This window comes from Streptomyces qaidamensis (assembly GCF_001611795.1).
Lineage (GTDB): Bacteria > Actinomycetota > Actinomycetes > Streptomycetales > Streptomycetaceae > Streptomyces > Streptomyces qaidamensis.
The window spans coordinates 6,425,859-6,443,369 of the sequence record NZ_CP015098.1 but is presented as its reverse complement, the minus strand read 5'-3'; the positions used below and the strand labels follow the sequence as shown (position 1 = coordinate 6,443,369).

Here is a 17,511-nt window from a genome sequence, read left to right as displayed (position 1 = left end):
GCTGCGTCGCGTCTTCTTCTGAACGGTTCCCGACCGGCGGGACATTGTCCATCCCCCGGCCCGGCTCCGTCCCGTCCGTCCCCCGGACGGGGTGGTTCTCGGGTCTCAGTCCCGGCTGCCGGGGTCCCCCACCAGCGTGCCGATCTTCTCACCCTTGACGGCGCGCGCGATGTTGCCCTCCGCCAGCAGCTCGAAGACCACGATCGGGAGCTTGTTGTCGCGGCACAGCGTCACGGCGGTGGCGTCGGCGACCTTCAGGTCGCGGGTGATGACCTCGCCGTAGCCGAGGTGGTCGAACTTCACCGCGTCCGGATTGGTCTTGGGGTCGGAGTCGTAGACCCCGTCCACGCCGTTCTTGCCCATCAGCAGCGCCTCGGCGTCGATCTCCAGGGCGCGCTGGGCGGCGGTGGTGTCGGTGGAGAAGTACGGCATGCCCATCCCGGCGCCGAAGATGACCACACGGCCCTTCTCCAGGTGCCGCACGGCGCGCAGCGGGATGTACGGCTCGGCGACCTGTCCCATGGTGATGGCGGTCTGCACGCGGCAGTCCACGCCCTCCTTCTCCAGGAAGTCCTGGAGGGCCAGGCAGTTCATGACGGTGCCGAGCATGCCCATGTAGTCGGAGCGGGCCCGGTCCATACCGCGCTGCTGGAGTTCGGCGCCACGGAAGAAGTTGCCGCCGCCGATGACGGCCGCGATCTGCGCACCGTCGCGCACGACGGCCGCGATCTCGCGGGCGATCTTGTGCACCACGTCGGGGTCGACGCCCAGGCCGCCGCCACCGGAGAAGGCCTCTCCGGACAGCTTCAGCAGAAACCGGCCGCGCACTTTGCCGTCGTCGCTCTTCTGGGCCTTGGTGGTCATGGGGGATCCCGCCTCTTTCACGTGTTGCACATACCAAGAAGGCCATTGCCGGTGGGGCGTGTTTCGCATCCCATACGGCAATGGCCTCCTTGTCAGATCTGCTGTCGTCCGCCACTCATGTGACGGCGTACGCGGACGACTGCTGTCGACCCTATAGGGGTCGGGCGTCGAGCGCGGTACGGACTCAGATGCCGACCTTGATGCGCGTGAAGCGCTTCAGGGTGACACCGGCCTCGTCCAGGACCTTCTGGACGGACTTCTTGTTGTCGAGCGCGTACGGCTGGCCGAGCAGCGTGGCGTCCTTGAAGAAGCCGTTGAGGCGACCCTCGACGATCTTCGGCAGGGCGGCCTCGGGCTTGCCCTCGGCGCGGGTGGTCTCCTCGGCGACGCGGCGCTCGGACTCGACGACCTCGGCCGGCACGTCCTCCTTGGAGAGGTACTTCGGCGCGAAGGCGGCGATGTGCTGGGCAACGCCCTTGGCGATCTCCGCGTTCGGCTTGTCCAGCTCGACGAGGACACCGATCTGCGGGGGCAGGTCGGGCATCGTGCGGTGCATGTACGCCGTCACGAAGCCGTCGGAGTACTGCGCGAAGCGGTCCAGGACGATCTTCTCGCCCAGGTTGGCGTTGGCCTCGTCCACGAACGCCTGGACGGTCTTGCCGGCCTCGATCTCGGAGGCGAGCAGGGCCTCCAGGTCGGCCGGGGAGGTCTTGGCGACGTGCTCGGCGATGGTCTTGGCCACGGCCTGGAACTTGTCACCCTTGGCGACGAAGTCCGTCTCGCACTTCAGCTCGACGAGGACACCGGAGGAGTTGTCGTCGGCGATGATCGAGACGACGGCACCGTTCTCGGCGGAACGGCCCTCGCGCTTGGCGACGCCCTTCTGGCCCTTGATGCGGAGCGCCTCGACGGCCTTCTCGACGTTGCCCTCGGCCTCGTCCAGCGCCTTCTTGCAGTCCATCATGCCGGCGCCCGTGAGCTCACGGAGCTTCTTGACGTCGGCGGCGGTGTAGTTCGCCATGAGTCTGTGAATCTCTCTCGAAGTCTGGAAGATCGAAGATCTGCGGAATCTGCGGTTGCGCCCCCATGGAGCCGGAGGGCGCTGTCCTTCCGCTGACCTACGGGTGAACGGCGGGAGCGGACTTCACCGCGCCGAGGGCGCTGGTGGATGCAGTACCGCTCCCGCCGTCACCACGGGACTGACGGGTCAGGCCTGCTCGGCCTCGGCCGGCTTCTCGGCCTCGGCGGCGGGGGCCTCGGCGGCCGGAGCGGCCTCGGCAGCGGGGGCCTCAGCAGCGGGGGCCTCAGCGGCCGGAGCGGCCTCAGCGGCCGGAGCGGCCTCAGCGGCGGGGGCGGCTTCGTCGGCCTTCTTCTCGCCCTCGAGCAGGTCTCGCTCCCACTCGGCCAGCGGCTCGCCCGCGGCCTTCTCGCCCTTGCCCTCGGTGGCGACACCGGAGCGGGAGATGAGGCCCTCGGCGACCGCGTCCGCGATCACACGGGTGAGCAGGGTGACGGAGCGGATCGCGTCGTCGTTGCCCGGGATCTTGTAGTCGACCTCGTCGGGGTCGCAGTTGGTGTCGAGGATCGCGACGACCGGGATGTTCAGCTTCCGGGCCTCACCAACGGCGATGTGCTCCTTCTTGGTGTCCACGATCCAGACGGCGCTGGGCACCTTCTGCATCTCGCGGATACCGCCGAGGGTCTTCTCCAGCTTGGCCTTCTCGCGCGAGAGCACGAGAAGCTCCTTCTTGGTCAGACCGGACGCGGCGACGTCCTCGAAGTCGATCTGCTCGAGCTCCTTGAGGCGCTGCAGACGCTTGTAGACGGTCGAGAAGTTGGTGAGCATGCCGCCCAGCCAGCGCTGGTTGACGTAGGGCATGCCGACGCGGGTGGCCTGCTCGGCGATGGCCTCCTGCGCCTGCTTCTTCGTGCCGACGAACATGACCGTGCCGCCGTGGGCGACGGTCTCCTTGACGAACTCGTAGGCGCGGTCGATGTACGACAGCGACTGGAGCAGGTCGATGATGTAGATGCCGTTGCGCTCCGTGAAGATGAAGCGCTTCATCTTCGGGTTCCAACGACGGGTCTGGTGACCGAAGTGGACGCCGCTCTCCAGCAGCTCCCGCATCGTGACGACGGCCATGGCCGTATCTCCTTGTGCTTCTCGGTTGTGCCGCGGATGCCGGACGGCTTCCGCGCCTGACGCCCACTGCGCGCCGTGCCACGAGGGACCGAGGGGCGCTGATACGGGCCCGTTGCGGGGTTCGTATCGGGGCGTGCGAAGTCGACCCGGTGACCCGGATCGCCACCAGAAGTGTACGGGACCAGCGGGGTGCCGGGTGACGCCGTTGTCCACAACCGCGCAGCCACCCACAGCCGCGAGCTGCGGCACCGGCACTCCGGGACGCTTTCCGCATGCGAGCGAACCGATGTGTGCGCGTCTGCGCACGCCTGATCCTGCTGCTGATCGTCACGGCGACGGCCCTGCTGGCCCCACCGCCACCGCTGTTCGCGGCGGACGCGCCCCAAACGGACGCCGACGTGCCGGCGATGGGCCGCACCTGGCCCGTCGGCTTGCGCCCCCCGGTCCTGCGAGGCTGGGAGCCCCCGGCTACGGCCTACGGTCCGGGCCACCGGGGCGTGGACCTGGCGGCGCCCGCGGGCACACCCGTTCGAGCGGTGACCGCGGGCCGGGTCTCCTTCGCCGGCCGGGTGGCCGGCAAGGGAGTCGTCTCGGTGGACCTCGCGGGGACGGGCGATCCGCCCTTGCGCACGACGTACGAACCGGTGACGGCGACGGTCGAGAAGGGCGACGAGGTGGAACCGGGCCAAGTGATCGGCACGGTGGACGCGAGCGGCTCGCACTGCACGGCGGTCCCGTGCGTCCACTGGGGGCTGCGCCGCGGCGAGGTGTACCTGAACCCGCTGTCGCTGCTGCCGCCGTGGCTCCTGCACCGGGGCCCGTCACGGCTGCTGCCGGTACTGGGCACCCGGCCGCCCCACTGAGGCACCCCGCCCCTGGCCCGGCGTCGGCGCCGTCAGCCCCGCACACCCCGCAGAGCCATGGAAACCGCCGCATCGACGATGGCGGCCGGCTCCTCCGCCGCCCCCAGCTCGATCCTCCGCACGGCCGCGTCCACGACCCCCTGCAACAGCATCGCCGCCAGCCGGGGCTGCGCATGCCCCAGCTCGCCCAGCGCCTCGACGATCATCGCGACCAGCCCGCCGTGCGCCGCCCGGATCTTCTCCCGCGCCCCCGCGTCGAGCTCACTTGCGGAGATCGCGACCACGGCCCGGTGCCGCCGGTCCCCGACCAGCTCCAGCTGCTGCCGCACGTATGCCTCGACCTTGGCCTCGGCCGTACCGGCCCGCTCCATCGCCGCCGACACGTCCGCCGCCCAGACCGGGAAGTCGACCTCGCACAGCTCCTCGACCACGGCCGCCCGTGACCGGAAGTACTCGTAGACGGACGATCGCGCGAGGCCCGTCCGCTCGGCGAGGGCCGGGAAGGTCAGCGCCTCCGTACCGCCCTCGGACAACAAGGAACGAGCCGCGTCCAGCAGGGCGGCTCGCTGCATCGACCGGTGCTCGGCCACGGAGGCCGCTCGAATCCTTGGCACGTCAACACTCTACGGACGCGTCCCGCCGTACGGGAGTGGTTGATGCCGATCCGAGGGCGTCCGGCCTGGTCAGCGGCCGAAGCTCGCCAGCTTCGCTCTCAGTTGCAGCACCGACTTGGTGTGGATCTGACTGACCCGGCTCTCGGTCACACCCAGCACGTTCCCGATCTCGGCCAGGGTGAGGCCCTCGTAGTAGTACAGCGTCACGACGGTCTTCTCCCGGTCCGGCAGCGTGCTGATCGCCCTGGCCAGGAACCTCCTCAGCTCCCGGTCCTCGGCGACCTCGACGGGGTTGTCGGCGGCGGTGTCCTCCAGCGTGTCCATGACGCTGAGCCCGTCGCCGCCCTCGCCGCTCCCGTGCAGCAGCTCCTCCAGGGCCACCACGTTGGCCAGCGACAACTGGCTGAACACCGCGTGGAGTTCCTCGACGGCGATGCCCATCTCGGAGGCCACCTCGCCCTCGCTCGGGGTCCGCCGCAGCCGCGCCTCCAGCGTGGCGTACGCCCGCTCCACGTTGCGCGCCTTCTGCCGCACCGAGCGGGGGATCCAGTCCAATGCCCGGAGTTCGTCGATCATGGCGCCGCGGATCCGGGTGATCGCGTACGTCTCGAACTTGATCTCGCGGTCGATGTCGAACTTCTCGATCGCGTCGATCAGTCCGAACACCCCGGACGAGACGAAGTCCGCCTGCTCGACGTTGGACGGCAGGCCCACGCTGACCCGTCCCGCGACGTACTTCACGAGGGGCGAGTAGTGCAGGATCAGCTGCTCCCGCAGCCGCTCGTCGCCCGTCGCCTTGTACGACCGCCACAGCTCGTCGAGCGTCGAGGGAGCGGGCGGCCGCACGCTGCCACCGTCACGGGCGGCTGGGGGGATCGCCGCCCGGTCGGACCCGGAGGTGTGCTGGGGCATTCGTCGCCTTGTGCCGTTCTGCTGCGGAGTGGTGCTGCTGAGGTGAGCTGTCTGTCTGATGTCGAGTTGCCTGTCCGTGTCGGGATCCTCGTGAGCGTAGCGTGACTGCGGCGTCGCGGTGCGCGAAGGAAGGAGGCCAAGGCGGGCGCGGAAACGTTCCCGACGACCTCCTGCCAGGGCCTCGCGGTGGTCCGGTGTGATCACCCGAAGGCCTCAACTGGGCGCATTTCCAAGGGGTGTGGGGATTCCCCCGGACGGCCGAACAGGCACGGTCAACCCGGTCCGCGACCGTCGCGGACCGACATCACCGCCTGGCGTGTCAACTTCCAGCCGTCGCCGTGTCGTTCGACGTATCCGAGTGCTCGGAGTTCGTACAGTCTCGCGATCGCGTCGTCCTGAGCGGTCTGTGCGGAGCGAGCGATCTCGTGCGGCCGGGCCGCCCCACGCCCGGGCAGTGCCGCGAGCACCTGCCGGGTGGCCGGTTCCAGCAGGTCCCGGGGCAGGACGGGGCCGCGCCGGTCGGGGGCCAGCTCTCCGATGTCACCGACCAGTTCGACGACGTCCGCGACATCGGTGACCAGGACGGCCTCCCCGCGCAGCAGATCGTGCACTCCGGCGGAGAGCGCGCTGGTGGCGGGGCCCGGCACGCCCATCGTGTGCCGGCCGAGGCGCTGTGCCGCCCGCGCGGTGACCAGGGAGCCGCTGCGGTGGGCGGCTTCGACGACGACCGTGCCACGGGTGAGTGCGGCGATCACTCTGTTCCGCAGGATGAACCGGCTCGGTGTCGGGTGATCGCCGGGCGGCAACTCGCCGATCACCAGTCCCTGTTCGGCGATCCTGCTGATCAGCCGGGTGTGGCCGCGGGGGTAGGGCCGGTCGACGCCGCAGGCGAGGACGGCGACGGTGGCGCCGCCGGCTCCGAGCGCTCCGCGATGGGCGGCGCCGTCGACTCCGTAGGCGCCGCCGGACACCACGACCCAGCCCTGCTCGGCGAGGCCGGCGGCGAGGGTCGCGGCCATATGCGCCCCGTACTCGGTGCAGGCCCGGGCGCCGACCACGGCGACCGATCTGAGCGCCCACATCCGCAGACTGGGCCGCCCGCGCACCCACAGCCCCAGGGGCCGGGCATCCCCCAGATCGTCGAGCTGCCCCGGCCACTCCGCGTCCCCGGGAGACACGAACCGCACTCCCGCGTCCCGGGCGGCCTCCAGATCCCGGCGCGGCCGGGCTGCCCGCGCCCTGGCCACCAGCCCGGCCCACCGCGTCCCGCTCGCACCCGGCAGAGGGGCCCCGCCCTCCCCGAGCCGCCGAACCACTTCGGCGACGCCGAGCTCACGCACCCACTGCCCGCCGGCCTCGTCGCCGGGCTCGATGACACGGGTGAGCAGGACCCGGGCGAGCAGCTCGCCACCCGGTTCGTCGACGCTCATGTCAGTGCCCCGATGGCCATGGGGACGCCTCGCGGCACTCCGGTGCGCAGCTGGAGCGCGAGGGCGACATCCGTGGCGTCGGGCCGGTCGTGGCCGACGAGGTCGGCGACGGTCCAGGCCACGCGCAGGACGCGATCGAGGCCGCGGGCGGTCAGGACGCCCCGCTCCAGGTTCCGCTCGGCCTCGTCCATCGCGCCCGGCACGGCGTACCAGCGGCTGCGCAGCTCCCGGCCGGGTACCTCGCTGTTCGTGCACCAGGGTGTGCCGGCAAGGCGGCCCGTGGCCCGTTCGCGGGCCGCCCTGACCCGGTCGGCGACCGTCGCGGTCGACTCGCCCCTGGCGCCGGAGGCGGTCAGCTGGGTGCGGGTGACGCGGTCCACCTCGACGCGCAGGTCGACTCGGTCCAGCAGCGGACCGGAGAGCCTGGCCTGGTAGCGGCGGATGGCCGAGGGCGGGCATTCACACAGGTCGTCACGCTGCGAGAACCGGCCGCACGGGCACGGGTTGGCCGCGAGCACCATGAGGAACTTCGCCGGGAAGCGCACGACTCCCGCACTGCGCGCGATCACGACATGCCCCGCCTCCAGGGGCTGCCGCAGCGCGTCCAGGGCATGGCTGCTGAATTCCGGCGTCTCGTCCAGGAACAGCACCCCGCGATGGGACAGGGACACCGCGCCGGGCCGCGCGACGCCAGGGCCGCCGCCGACGAGTGCCTGCATGGTGGCCGAGTGGTGCGGGGCGCAGTAGGGCGCGACGTCGATCAGCGGCTTGCCCGGGGGCAGCAGGCCCGCCACCGAGTGGACCGCGGTGACCTCCAGCGACTCCTGCCGGCCGAGCCGGGGCAGAACGGCCGGCAGCCGCTCGGCGAGCATCGTCTTGCCGGCACCGGGCGGCCCTTCGAGGAAGAGGTGGTGCCCACCCGCCGCGGCCACCTCCACCGCCGTGCGGGCCGAGGTCTGTCCGACGACGTCCGCCAGGTCATGGCCGTGGTCGTGCTGGGCCGCGCCGCCGCTGTGCATGCCCGTGGCCGCGCCGGTCCCCGGCATGCGCAGCCCGGCGAGCAGGGGGTCCGGGCGGCCCTGCTCGTCCGGATCCTCGTCGGGCACCGGTTCGTCGGCCAGGATGGCGATCAGCTGCCGCAGGCTGCGGACGCCCAGCACCGACACGCCGGGCACGAGGGACGCCTCGGCGGCGGCGCACTCGGGCACCACCACCTGCTCGTACCCCGCACCGGCCGCGGCCAGAACCGCCGGCAGCACCCCCCGCACCGGCCGCACCCGACCGTCCAGCCCGAGTTCGCCGATCATCACGATGTCGGCGAGGACGCGCGGGTCGATGCGCTCCGCCGCACCGAGGACGGCCGCCGCGACGGCCAGGTCGAAACCGCTGCCGGACTTCGGCACCGAGGCCGGGCTCAGGCCGACGGTGAGCTTCTTCTGCGGCCAGGCGGCGCCCGAGTTGACGACCGCGGCACGCACTCGGTCCCGGCTTTCCGTGAGGCTCTTGTCGGGCAGCCCCACCAGCGTGAACGCCGCGACGCCGGGTTCCAGATCGGCCTGGACCTCGACGACCACGCCCTCGACGCCCACCAGCGCCACCGAACACGTACGGGCGAATGCCATTCAGGCCACCCCCCGCACATGCTCGACCACGGCGGCACCGCGGGCCGGCAGCAGTACCCCGACCACGTCGATGCGGACTCCGCCGGGCGGTGCGCCTCCGTGTGTCTGGATCCACCGCTCGGCCAGGTCCCGCAGCCGCCCCGCCTTCTGCGGGGTCACGGCCGCCATCGGATGCTCGAACGGACCCTCCCGGCGGGTCTTCACCTCGCAGACGACCAGGACGTCCCCGTCCCTGGCCACGATGTCGATCTCTCCGGTGCGGCCGGAGCGCCAGTTGCGCTCCAGGACCGTCAGACCTGCCTCGGCCAGCCGCCGCGCGGCCAGGCTCTCCCCGTACTTGCCCATGGCACTGCGTGCCAGATGTGCGGTCATGTCGGCACCACCTCCGGTGCCAACGATCACGCAGCGGCCTCCAAGAAGTTGATCTTGGTGGATGACTCGGTAGTTGTGGACAACCCCGTCACCCGCTCGGCAGCTCCAGGTCGCTCTTGTTCAGCTCCTCGATGTTCACGTCCTTGAACGTGAGGACCCGGACCTGCTTCACGAACCGGGCCGGCCGATACATGTCCCACACCCAGGCATCCGCCATGGACACCTCGAAGAACACCTCACCCTGGACCGAGTGCACCTGCATCTCGTAGTCATTGGTCAGGTAGAAGCGCCGCTCGGTCTCGATCACGTATTTGAACAGACCGACGACATCGCGGTACTCCCGGTAGAGCTTCAGCTCCATCTCGGTCTCGTACTTCTCGAGGTCCTCGGCGCTCATGGCATGTTCCCCTTCAGCCGTGCGATCCCCCCATTGTGCGCCAGTCCCGTGAGCCCCTAGACGATTTCCGGGTCAAGGATCACAGGCCTGGCCGGGGGACCTTCGTCGAGCAGCGTGCGCAGCAGCCCGGCGAGTCTGGTCGGATACACCGTCTCATGTGCCCGGCTCAGTTCTGGACACGTCCACCAGCGCGCTCCGGCGACACTGCGCCGTTCCAGCTCGGTCAGCCCGGTGGCGGCCACCGCCGTACGGTCCGTGCGGGCCAGGTAGTACCACTCGTCCTGGTCCCAGCGGCGTCCGGCGAACGGGAAGGAGCACCTCCGCCGCCACAGCACCGGACCGAGCTCGACCTCGGTGATGCCCGTCTCCTCGGCGAGTTCCCGCCGGGCGGCCTGTTCACGGGTCTCGTCACCCTCCACACCGCCGCCGGGGGTGAACCACCAGTCGTCGGCCGGATCGTCCGGCTCGTGGCCGTGGAGCAGCAGGATGCGGTCCTGCGGGTCGAGCAGCACGACCCGGGCGACCTTGCGCAATCCGCCCTCGTAGGTGTCCCGGCCCGTCCCCACGGGCTCAGCGGGCACCTGCGGGCTCCGCACTCCCCCGACGGGCCCGGGCGGCGCCCGCGCGCTTGGCGATGGGCCCGTAGGCCCCTCCGCCCAGGACGAGCACCGCGCCGGCGATCACGAGGAAAGTGATCGTCCGCAGCGGGCCGGGTGAGGAGAGGGTGCTGAGCGCCTCGAAGCCGGTGGGGCGCTCCAGCATGCCCTTCATGGGCCAGACGACGGCGTCGACACGGGCGTCCACGGCGGAACGCGCCACCGTGCCGCTGGCGGCGTCGGTCAGGTGGGCCGTGGAGTCCACGGAATTGCCGCGCTCGTCGCCGAGCAGGAACAGGCGGCCCTCGGGGACGGTCACGGTCGGGAAGTTGCTCATCTCGGCCGGAGTGCCCTTGGGCAGGTACGTTTCGTCGATCTCCTTGCCGTTGACCTTCAGCTTGCCGTCCTGGCAGCAGGAGACCGTGTCGCCACCGACGGCGACCACGCGCTTGACCATGGGCGCGTTGGCCCAGGTCGCGTCCCTGAACACGACGACGTCCCCGCGGCGCACCTCGCCACCGTCGACACGCTGCGCCAGGATCCGGTCGCCCGCGTCGATCGTCGGTGTCATCGAACTGGTGGGGACGGTGTACGGCCGGTAGACCACCGCTCCCCAGGCGAACCCGCCGAGGAACAGCACGAGGCCCAGTGCGACGGCCAGCCCGGACAGTCGCTGTCCGGTCCGGCTGCCCACCGGGCCCGTCCCTGAGCCGCCGCTGCGCGGGGCCGTGTGCGTCACGCTCTCGCCACCCATGGGTCCGCACCCTACCCGGGGGTACCGGCCGGGGTCAGCCCATGGTCGGGATCACTGCTTCCGGCGACGCCAGAGCACCACCGGCACCACGCCGAGGAGCGCGATCCCCTGCGGTGCGACCGGCAGGCCCGCCGCGTTCGGCTGGGCGTTCAGGCCGGACTGGTCGAAGGTGTCCGGCACCGGCAGGGTGTCCCAGCGGTTGATCGGCCAGGCGACGACCACGGCGCGTCCGACGACGTCCTTCACCGGGACCATGCCGTGGTGCTTGTCGGCCTGCTGGTAGCGGGAGTCCCGCGAGTTCTGCCGGTGATCGCCCATGACCCAGATGAAGCCCTTGGGGACCTTCACCTTGAACTGGCCGCCCTGGTCGTCGACACTGCACGGCGTGTTGCCCGCGTAGACGTACGAGCGCTCGTCCAGCGCCTTGCCGTTGACCGTGAGCGGGCCGGTGCCCTTGCACTCGATGGTGTCGCCGCCGACGCCGATGACGCGCTTGATGAGGTCCTTCTCCTCCACGGACGGCATGAGACCGATCCAGCTGAGGAAGGTCTGCAGGGCGTTCGGGTCCGTGGTCGGCTCGCCGGCCAGCCACTTGTCCGGGTCATGGAAGACGACGACCTCGCCGCGCTCGGGCTCGGAGCCGAACCAGGGGGTGAGCTTGTCGACCAGGACGCGGTCGCCCTGCTGGAGGGTGTTCTGCATCGAGTCGGAGGGGATGGAGAACGCCTGCACCAGGAAGGTCTTGATCAGCAGCGCCAGTACCAGCGCGATACCGATCAGGATGGGCAGCTCCTTCCAGAAGGAGCGCGGCTTCTTCGGTGTCCGGGCCGGTCCGCCCGGCCCCTGGTCCTCGGCTGTCGTATGTTCGCCCGTCACCCTGCCGTCCTCGGCTGTCCCGGAGTCACTCCCGGAGGTCACGGCGCTGTCCGCGGCCGGGACGGCGGATTCCGCGGGGCGTCCGCGGTGCTCCTCGCCGTCGTGTCCGGACCGTGCGCCAACCGCCACATCCCCCACGCCAACTCCTCACTGTGTGCCGCCGCCTGCCCCATACGCGGCGCAGGCCCACCACTCCCATAACGAGCGGGAGTTCCGCAGGGGTCGGGAGCTGGATCGTTCCGTTCGAATCGTAGGAGGCAACCCTATGCGACAGTTCGGGAGCAGCGGTCGACCCCGTGGCCGAGTCGGACACGGAGGCGTACGTATTCGGTTCCTCCAGCATGTTCCAGTGCCCGAAGGGCCAGGCGATGACCATGGCGCGGCCCACCACCTCGTCCTCGGAGACGGTGCCCCCGTAGTCGGTGTCCTGGTGGGCGCGGGAGTCCGCGGAGTTGTTGCGGTGGTCGCCCATCACCCACAGCCGTCCCTGGGGGACGGTGATGTCGAACGGCGTGTCGGACGGGGCGATGCCGGGATAGAGGTAGTCCTCGACCAGCGGGACTCCGTTGACGGTCACGCGCCCCTGCGTGTCGCAGCACTTGACGCGGTCGCCGCCGACGCCGACGACCCGCTTGATGAGGTCCTTCTCGTTCTCGGACGGCAGCAGGCCGATGAAGGTGAGCCCTTCCTTGACCTGTTTGATGACGACGGGGTCCGCCTTCTGCGTGGTGGGCTGCTCGTCCTGGAGCCAGCCCCCGGGGTCCTTGAAGACGACGACGTCCCCGCGCTGCGGCTTCGAGCCGAACCACGGGGTGAGCTTGTCGACCAGGACGCGGTCGCCGATCTGGATCGTCTGCTCCATGGAGCCGGACGGGATGACGAAGGCCTGGACGAGGAACGTCTTCAGCACGAGCGCTATCAGGACCGCCACGCCCACGAGGAGCGGTATCTCCTTGACGGCACCGCGCCTGCGGCGCCGCTTGACCTTGCGCTGGAGCTTGCGCCGCTCGGCGCGCGTCCGGCCACTGGAGGCTCCGGCGGCGCGCCGGGCTCCGGTGGGCAGCAGGTTCTCCGCGGGGCTCGCGGGGACGCCGCGCGGTTTGCCGCGGTTACCCATGGGCGCCCGCCCTTCCGGCGGCGGGCACGCGCGCGTAGGCGTCAGGGCGGTGCAGCCGGGTGGCGTGGCCGAAGGGCCAGACGATCCCGTCGGCGCGGCCGATGACGTCGCCGACGGGGATCATGCCTCCGCCCGGCGAGCCGAGGTGGTCGCGGGAGTCGCTGGAGTCGCTGCGGTGGTCACCGAGGACGAAGAGGGTGCCGCCGGGCACGACGACGTCGAAGGGCACCGCGGACGGGCTGTCGCCGGGATACAGGAAGCCCGACTCGTCGACCGGCCGGCCGTTCACCTGGATCCTCCCCTCCCTGTCGCAGCAGACCACGCGGTCTCCCCCCACACCGACAACGCGCTTGATGTAGTCCGCGTGCCCGAAGTACCCGGTCCCGTCGAACACGACGATGTCTCCCCGCTGCGGCACGGCACCGAAACGGTACGCCAACTTATTTACGAGAACCCGGTCCCCGATCCTCAATCCCTGCTCCATGGATCCGCTGGGGATCTGGAACGGGCGCAGCACGAACGTACTGAGCAGCAGCAGGAACAGCAGGCAGACGAGCAGGGTGAGGGTGATCCGGCCACCCGGGACCCAGGAGCCGATACGCGACACCAACGCGAAACGCGACCGGTCCTCCGACCCTGCGGCCTCCGAGGTCGTTCCCTCGGATGCGGAAGAGTGGGAGGAGCGGTCGCGCTCCGTCGGCTGTGCTTCGGTGTCCATCGGAGCCAGATGCTATCCGGCCCCGGTGTGAACCCCGGAGAGCGCTCAGTTCTCGCGCTTCTCCTTGATCTTCGCGGCCTTGCCGCGCAGCTCGCGCAGGTAGTACAGCTTGGCGCGACGGACGTCACCCTTGGTGACGAGCTCGATCTTCTCGACGATCGGGGTGTGCACCGGGAAGGTGCGCTCGACGCCGACGGAGAAGGAGACCTTGCGGACCGTGAAGGTCTCGCGCACGCCGGAGCCCTGGCGGCGGATCACAACGCCCTTGAACTGCTGCACACGGGAGCGGTTGCCCTCGATGACGCGGACGTGGACGTTGACGGTGTCGCCCGGGCGGAACGCGGGGACGTCGCTGCGCAGCGACGCGGAGTCGACGGTTTCGAGCAGGTGAGACATGAGTCTGCTTTCCTCGCTGATGCCACAGGTCATCAACGGAAACTAGGTGTTTCGGATCAGGGGTGTGCGGGTCGGGGCGGACGTCGTCTCCCCCTGTGGCAGGGGCGCACGCCGGACGGACGCACAACAGCTGGCTATTCTTCCACGCCGTCGGTCCTGCGCCAAAATCGGCCGTACGGCTCCCCCGCCGGGTCGGGCGCCCAGCCGAGGATGGAGAGCATCTCGCGGTCCTTCTTGTCGAAGGCCTTGGGGTCGCACCGCTCGATGAGGTCGGGCCGGTGGGCGGTCGTGCGCTTCAGGGCCTCGTCGCGGCGCCAACGGGCGATCTTGCCGTGGTGGCCGCTGAGCAGCACGTCGGGGATGTCCCGGCCGCGCCACTCGGGCGGCTTGGTGTAGACGGGCCCCTCCAGCAGGCTCGCCATGGCGCCGGGCGCGAAGGAGTCGTCCCGGTGGGACTCGGCGTTGCCCAGGACCCCGGGCAGCAGCCGCGCCACGGCCTCCGTGACGACGAGGACGGCCGCCTCGCCGCCGGCCAGGACGTAGTCGCCGATGGACACCTCGTAGACGGGCATCCGTGTCGCGTACTCGTCGACGACGCGGCGGTCGATGCCCTCGTAACGGGCCGGGGTGAAGATCAGCCAGGGGCGCTCGGAGAGCTGGACGGCGAGTTCCTGGGTGAAGGGGCGGCCGCTGGGCGTGGGCACGATGAGGGCGGGCGCCCGGGAGCCGGTCTCGTAGCCGTCGGCCAGGACCGAGTCCAGCGCATCCCCCCACGGCCCGGTCTTCATGACCATGCCGGGGCCGCCGCCGTAGGGGGTGTCGTCGACGGTGTTGTGGCGGTCGTAGGTCCAGGAACGCAGGTCGTGGACGTGCACGTCGAGCTGTCCACGCGCGCGTGCCTTGCCGACGAGGGAGACGTTCAGCGGTTCCAGGTACTCGGGGAAGATCGTGACGACGTCGAGGCGCATTACGACTCGTCCCGGCTGGAGGCGATCTCCGCGCGGTCGTCGATCAATCCCGGCGGCGGGGTGATGACGGCCTTCTGCTCCTCAAGGTCGATCTCCCTGACGATCTCCTCGACGAAGGGGATCATCACCTCGCTGCCGTCGGGGCGCTCCACGATGAACAGGTCCTGGGTGGGCAGGTGCGAGATCTCCGTGATCCGCCCGACCTCGGTGCCGTCCGCGGTGACCACGTCGAGGTCGATGAGCTGGTGGTCGTAGTACTCGTCCTCGCCCTCGGGCAGTTCCTCCGGGTCGATCTCGGCGATCAGGAGGGTGTTGCGCAGGGCCTCGGCGCCGCTGCGGTCGCTGACGCCCTCGAAGCGCAGCAGGAGGCGGCCGCTGTGGACGCGGCCCGTCTCGATGGTGAGCGGTCCCGCGGAGGCGGGATCGGTGGTGAGTACGGCGCCGGGGCCGAGCCTCAGCTCCGGCTCGTCGGTCCGCACCTCGACGGTGACCTCACCCTTGATGCCATGGGCACGGCCGATCCGTGCGACTACCAGCTGCACGTGTCCAATCTCCTGTCGTGTGCCTACGGCATGACTTCGTATACGACTGCGGGCCGGGGAGGGCCCTCAGGCCCTCCCCGGCCCGAGCCGGTTGCGCGTTGAGCGTCAGCGGACGTGGTCCACGTCGACGAGGTCGACGCGGACGCCGCGACCGCCGATGGCGCCCACGACGGTACGCAGAGCGCGCGCGGTGCGGCCGTTGCGGCCGATCACCTTGCCGAGGTCGTCCGGGTGGACCCGGACCTCGAGCACGCGGCCGCGGCGCAGGTTGCGCGAGGCGACCTGCACATCGTCAGGGTTGTCGACGATGCCCTTCACGAGGTGCTCGAGAGCCTCCTCGAGCATGCTCAGGCCTCGGTCGAAGCGGACTCAGCGGCGGCCTCGTCCTTCTTCTCAGCCTTCTTCTTCTGGGTGATGGCCTCACCCTTGCCCTCGTCCTCGCCGCCGATGGCCTCGAAGGACGGACGCGCGGCCTTCTCCGGCTGCGTCAGCAGCGGAGCCGGGGCGGGCTCGCCCTTGAACTTCTGCCAGTCGCCGGTCTTCTTGAGGATGGCCATCACGGGCTCGGTCGGCTGGGCGCCGACACCGAGCCAGTACGCCACGCGCTCGGCGTCGACCTCGATCACCGACGGGTGGTACGTCGGGTGGTACTTGCCGATCTCCTCGATGGCCCTGCCGTCACGGCGGGTACGGGAGTCGGCGACGACGATGCGGTAGTGAGGCGAACGGATCTTGCCCAGACGCTTCAGCTTGATCTTGACTGCCACGGGAGTGGGTTCTCCTGGATTTGACGTGGTTGGGCACGGCGGAAATGCCGCGTGGGGTTGCGGTACCCGAGTGCCCGATGGACGCGTCAGCCGGAGGCGAGAGGGTTCCTGTGCGGCTGTCGAGTACAGCTAGCCATTGTGCCACACCCTGGAGGTCGCTCCGGGCCGGGGGCCTGCTGCGCCAGAGTGCGGGCACACCGAAGGCGCACCCGGCGTGGAGGTGGGGCACGACGGGTGCGCGACACGGGCCGAGCCCTGCGCCGACGACCGGCAGCCACGAGATGCCGGTGGGGCGTCAGCTCGCTACCGCTCCCACGACGTCCGGGATCCGGAACGGCTTGCCGCAGCCGCCGCAGACGATCGGGGCCTGGGCGAGGACGGACGGGACGACCCGGACGTTGCGGCCGCAGTCGCAGACCGCCTTGACGCGGACGCCGCCGCCGGAGGAGCCGTGCCGGGCGGCCGGACCCCGGAAGGTGCGGGAGGTGTCGGAGGAGGTCGCCGCGGTGTGGGCCTTCAGGGCGCGCTGGAGCCGCTCCATCGTGGGGCGGTAACGGCGCTTCGCCTCGGGGGTGAGCGTGACCAGGGAGAAGCCGCTGCTGGGATGCGGTTCCTCGGGGTGGTCCAAGCCCAGCTCCTCGGCGATCGCGAGGAATCTGCGGTTGTGGTAGCGGCCGGCACGGGAGGTGTCGCGGACGCCGCGCGAGGCGGCGATGCCATGGACTGCCTCATGGAGCAGTCGCTCGAAGGAGAGCTCGTGACCGCACGCGGACGACGACTCCCCGATCAGGGACTCTGGCGCGGCAAGGTCGGGCAGCTCGGGGTGGTACCGCTGAATGTCGGCCCACGCCTGTGCCAGCTCTGCGGCGAGAACAGGTGGTGTCTGTGTCGTGCTCACGTAATGACAACGAGCCGGGGTGCCTCAGTGTTCCGATTCCGGGCCATCCCAAATAATTTGCACGTACCCGTCAGTTGCCTCTGATGCGTCCTGACGAGGGCGGGTGCGCTGATCTGTGGAGAAGTCTCGCAGCTCACCACAAGGTGGTGCGTAGTTCCGCGTACGCCCCGGCGCGTAAAGCAAGTCCGCGCGCCGGGGTGACAGGGGCCCGCTGATGCGCAAGAGGTGTTTCGGTCGCCTTGCACCCCACACGGTCAGCGTGTGCCACGGTTCAGTAAGCGCGTGCGACGACCGCGACGTTACCGGGCGCGTCATCGGCGTCCGGCACCGACCCGCCCTCGGCGACCGGACACCGTACGGTCACCGCGTGCCCGGCGAGCTCGGCCGGCGCCCGAGGACCTTCGGCATCTCGGAGGGACGCCTTCGGGGCGCCCGTCTCCTTGCTGCGCGCGTGCATCTGCGCCTGCATCCGCCCCCGCGGCCCGTATCCGTCCGGTCGGACGACCATGGTGCCGCGCAGCGGACCGTCGGTGAGAACGGGTGCCTTGGCCATGGCGGGATGGTACGGGCCCAGGTTGCCGGAATGTGAAATCTCGCCATAGGCACATGACAACTCATAAGCCCTGCCGCATTCCACTGGACGACAGGTCGAGGGGGGAGTT

General features: G+C 70.4%; 22 protein-coding genes. 1 reads left to right on the top strand and 21 read right to left on the bottom strand.

What is annotated here, in order from left to right; translation table 11 throughout:
* Positions 1–105 precede the first annotated feature (105 nt).
* The 3 genes from pyrH to rpsB all read right to left on the bottom strand — a co-directional run bounded on the left by pyrH (position 106) and on the right by rpsB (position 3,007).
* Complete coding sequence (gene pyrH, locus A4E84_RS28760) at positions 106–864, bottom strand: UMP kinase (RefSeq protein WP_062929311.1); 759 nt, start codon at positions 862–864, stop codon at positions 106–108.
* A 184-nt stretch (positions 865–1,048) separates the two neighbouring features.
* The gene (gene tsf / locus A4E84_RS28755) at positions 1,049–1,885 is read right to left on the bottom strand and encodes a translation elongation factor Ts (protein WP_062929310.1); all 837 of its coding nucleotides are present in this window, start codon (positions 1,883–1,885) and stop codon (positions 1,049–1,051) included.
* Between the two features lie 186 nt (positions 1,886–2,071).
* The gene (rpsB, locus tag A4E84_RS28750) at positions 2,072–3,007 is read right to left on the bottom strand and encodes a 30S ribosomal protein S2 (RefSeq protein WP_062929309.1); all 936 of its coding nucleotides are present in this window, start codon (positions 3,005–3,007) and stop codon (positions 2,072–2,074) included.
* Positions 3,008–3,279: 272 nt separating this feature from the next.
* Between rpsB and A4E84_RS28745 the strand changes: the two genes are divergently transcribed.
* Entirely contained in the window at positions 3,280–3,870 is a 591-nt protein-coding gene (locus tag A4E84_RS28745) for a M23 family metallopeptidase (RefSeq protein ID WP_062929308.1), read from the top strand.
* A 32-nt stretch (positions 3,871–3,902) separates the two neighbouring features.
* On the opposite strand, the gene A4E84_RS28740 is transcribed toward A4E84_RS28745, so the two are convergent.
* The 18 genes from A4E84_RS28740 to A4E84_RS43760 form a co-directional block, all read right to left on the bottom strand.
* The gene (locus tag A4E84_RS28740) at positions 3,903–4,460 is read right to left on the bottom strand and encodes a TetR/AcrR family transcriptional regulator (RefSeq protein WP_062929307.1); all 558 of its coding nucleotides are present in this window, start codon (positions 4,458–4,460) and stop codon (positions 3,903–3,905) included.
* Between the two features lie 93 nt (positions 4,461–4,553).
* Positions 4,554–5,396: an RNA polymerase sigma factor WhiG gene (whiG, locus tag A4E84_RS28735; protein WP_062929306.1), complete on the bottom strand. Its 843-nt coding sequence runs from the start codon at positions 5,394–5,396 to the stop codon at positions 4,554–4,556.
* A 272-nt stretch (positions 5,397–5,668) separates the two neighbouring features.
* Positions 5,669–6,826, bottom strand: coding sequence for a DNA-processing protein DprA (gene dprA, locus A4E84_RS28730; RefSeq protein ID WP_062929305.1), 1,158 nt, complete (start codon positions 6,824–6,826; stop codon positions 5,669–5,671).
* Positions 6,823–8,448: a YifB family Mg chelatase-like AAA ATPase gene (locus A4E84_RS28725; RefSeq protein ID WP_062929304.1), complete on the bottom strand. Its 1,626-nt coding sequence runs from the start codon at positions 8,446–8,448 to the stop codon at positions 6,823–6,825. The genes dprA and A4E84_RS28725 overlap by 4 nt, the downstream gene beginning before the upstream one ends.
* The gene (locus tag A4E84_RS28720) at positions 8,449–8,850 is read right to left on the bottom strand and encodes a YraN family protein (protein ID WP_062929303.1); all 402 of its coding nucleotides are present in this window, start codon (positions 8,848–8,850) and stop codon (positions 8,449–8,451) included.
* 58 nt (positions 8,851–8,908) lie between these two features.
* Positions 8,909–9,217 (bottom strand): DUF2469 domain-containing protein, encoded by a 309-nt coding sequence (locus A4E84_RS28715; protein WP_003993268.1) that lies wholly within the window; start codon positions 9,215–9,217, stop codon positions 8,909–8,911.
* Between the two features lie 56 nt (positions 9,218–9,273).
* A complete protein-coding gene (locus A4E84_RS28710; protein WP_062929302.1) occupies positions 9,274–9,798 on the bottom strand; it encodes an NUDIX hydrolase in 525 nt (174 codons plus the stop codon).
* The gene (lepB, locus tag A4E84_RS28705) at positions 9,788–10,567 is read right to left on the bottom strand and encodes a signal peptidase I (protein ID WP_062929301.1); all 780 of its coding nucleotides are present in this window, start codon (positions 10,565–10,567) and stop codon (positions 9,788–9,790) included. The genes A4E84_RS28710 and lepB (A4E84_RS28705) overlap by 11 nt, the downstream gene beginning before the upstream one ends.
* Positions 10,568–10,618: 51 nt before the next feature.
* Complete coding sequence (gene lepB, locus A4E84_RS28700) at positions 10,619–11,581, bottom strand: signal peptidase I (protein WP_079129152.1); 963 nt, start codon at positions 11,579–11,581, stop codon at positions 10,619–10,621.
* Positions 11,469–12,560, bottom strand: coding sequence for a signal peptidase I (gene lepB / locus A4E84_RS28695; protein WP_062929299.1), 1,092 nt, complete (start codon positions 12,558–12,560; stop codon positions 11,469–11,471). Before lepB (A4E84_RS28695) ends, lepB (A4E84_RS28700) begins: the two co-directional genes overlap by 113 nt.
* A complete protein-coding gene (gene lepB, locus A4E84_RS28690) occupies positions 12,553–13,278 on the bottom strand; it encodes a signal peptidase I (protein ID WP_062929298.1) in 726 nt (241 codons plus the stop codon). Before lepB (A4E84_RS28690) ends, lepB (A4E84_RS28695) begins: the two co-directional genes overlap by 8 nt.
* Positions 13,279–13,323: 45 nt before the next feature.
* Complete coding sequence (gene rplS, locus A4E84_RS28685; protein WP_062929297.1) at positions 13,324–13,674, bottom strand: 50S ribosomal protein L19; 351 nt, start codon at positions 13,672–13,674, stop codon at positions 13,324–13,326.
* Between the two features lie 134 nt (positions 13,675–13,808).
* Entirely contained in the window at positions 13,809–14,642 is an 834-nt protein-coding gene (gene trmD, locus A4E84_RS28680) for a tRNA (guanosine(37)-N1)-methyltransferase TrmD (protein WP_062929296.1), read from the bottom strand.
* The gene (gene rimM / locus A4E84_RS28675; RefSeq protein ID WP_062929295.1) at positions 14,642–15,184 is read right to left on the bottom strand and encodes a ribosome maturation factor RimM; all 543 of its coding nucleotides are present in this window, start codon (positions 15,182–15,184) and stop codon (positions 14,642–14,644) included. The genes trmD and rimM overlap by 1 nt, the downstream gene beginning before the upstream one ends.
* Positions 15,185–15,289: 105 nt before the next feature.
* Positions 15,290–15,529, bottom strand: coding sequence for an RNA-binding protein (locus A4E84_RS28670; RefSeq protein WP_003973401.1), 240 nt, complete (start codon positions 15,527–15,529; stop codon positions 15,290–15,292).
* A gap of 2 nt (positions 15,530–15,531) precedes the next feature.
* Positions 15,532–15,951: a 30S ribosomal protein S16 gene (rpsP, locus tag A4E84_RS28665; protein ID WP_062929294.1), complete on the bottom strand. Its 420-nt coding sequence runs from the start codon at positions 15,949–15,951 to the stop codon at positions 15,532–15,534.
* Positions 15,952–16,246: 295 nt separating this feature from the next.
* Positions 16,247–16,849, bottom strand: coding sequence for a hypothetical protein (locus A4E84_RS28660; protein ID WP_031107038.1), 603 nt, complete (start codon positions 16,847–16,849; stop codon positions 16,247–16,249).
* 271 nt (positions 16,850–17,120) lie between these two features.
* A complete protein-coding gene (locus A4E84_RS43760) occupies positions 17,121–17,402 on the bottom strand; it encodes a hypothetical protein (RefSeq protein WP_062929293.1) in 282 nt (93 codons plus the stop codon).
* Positions 17,403–17,511 lie beyond the last annotated feature (109 nt).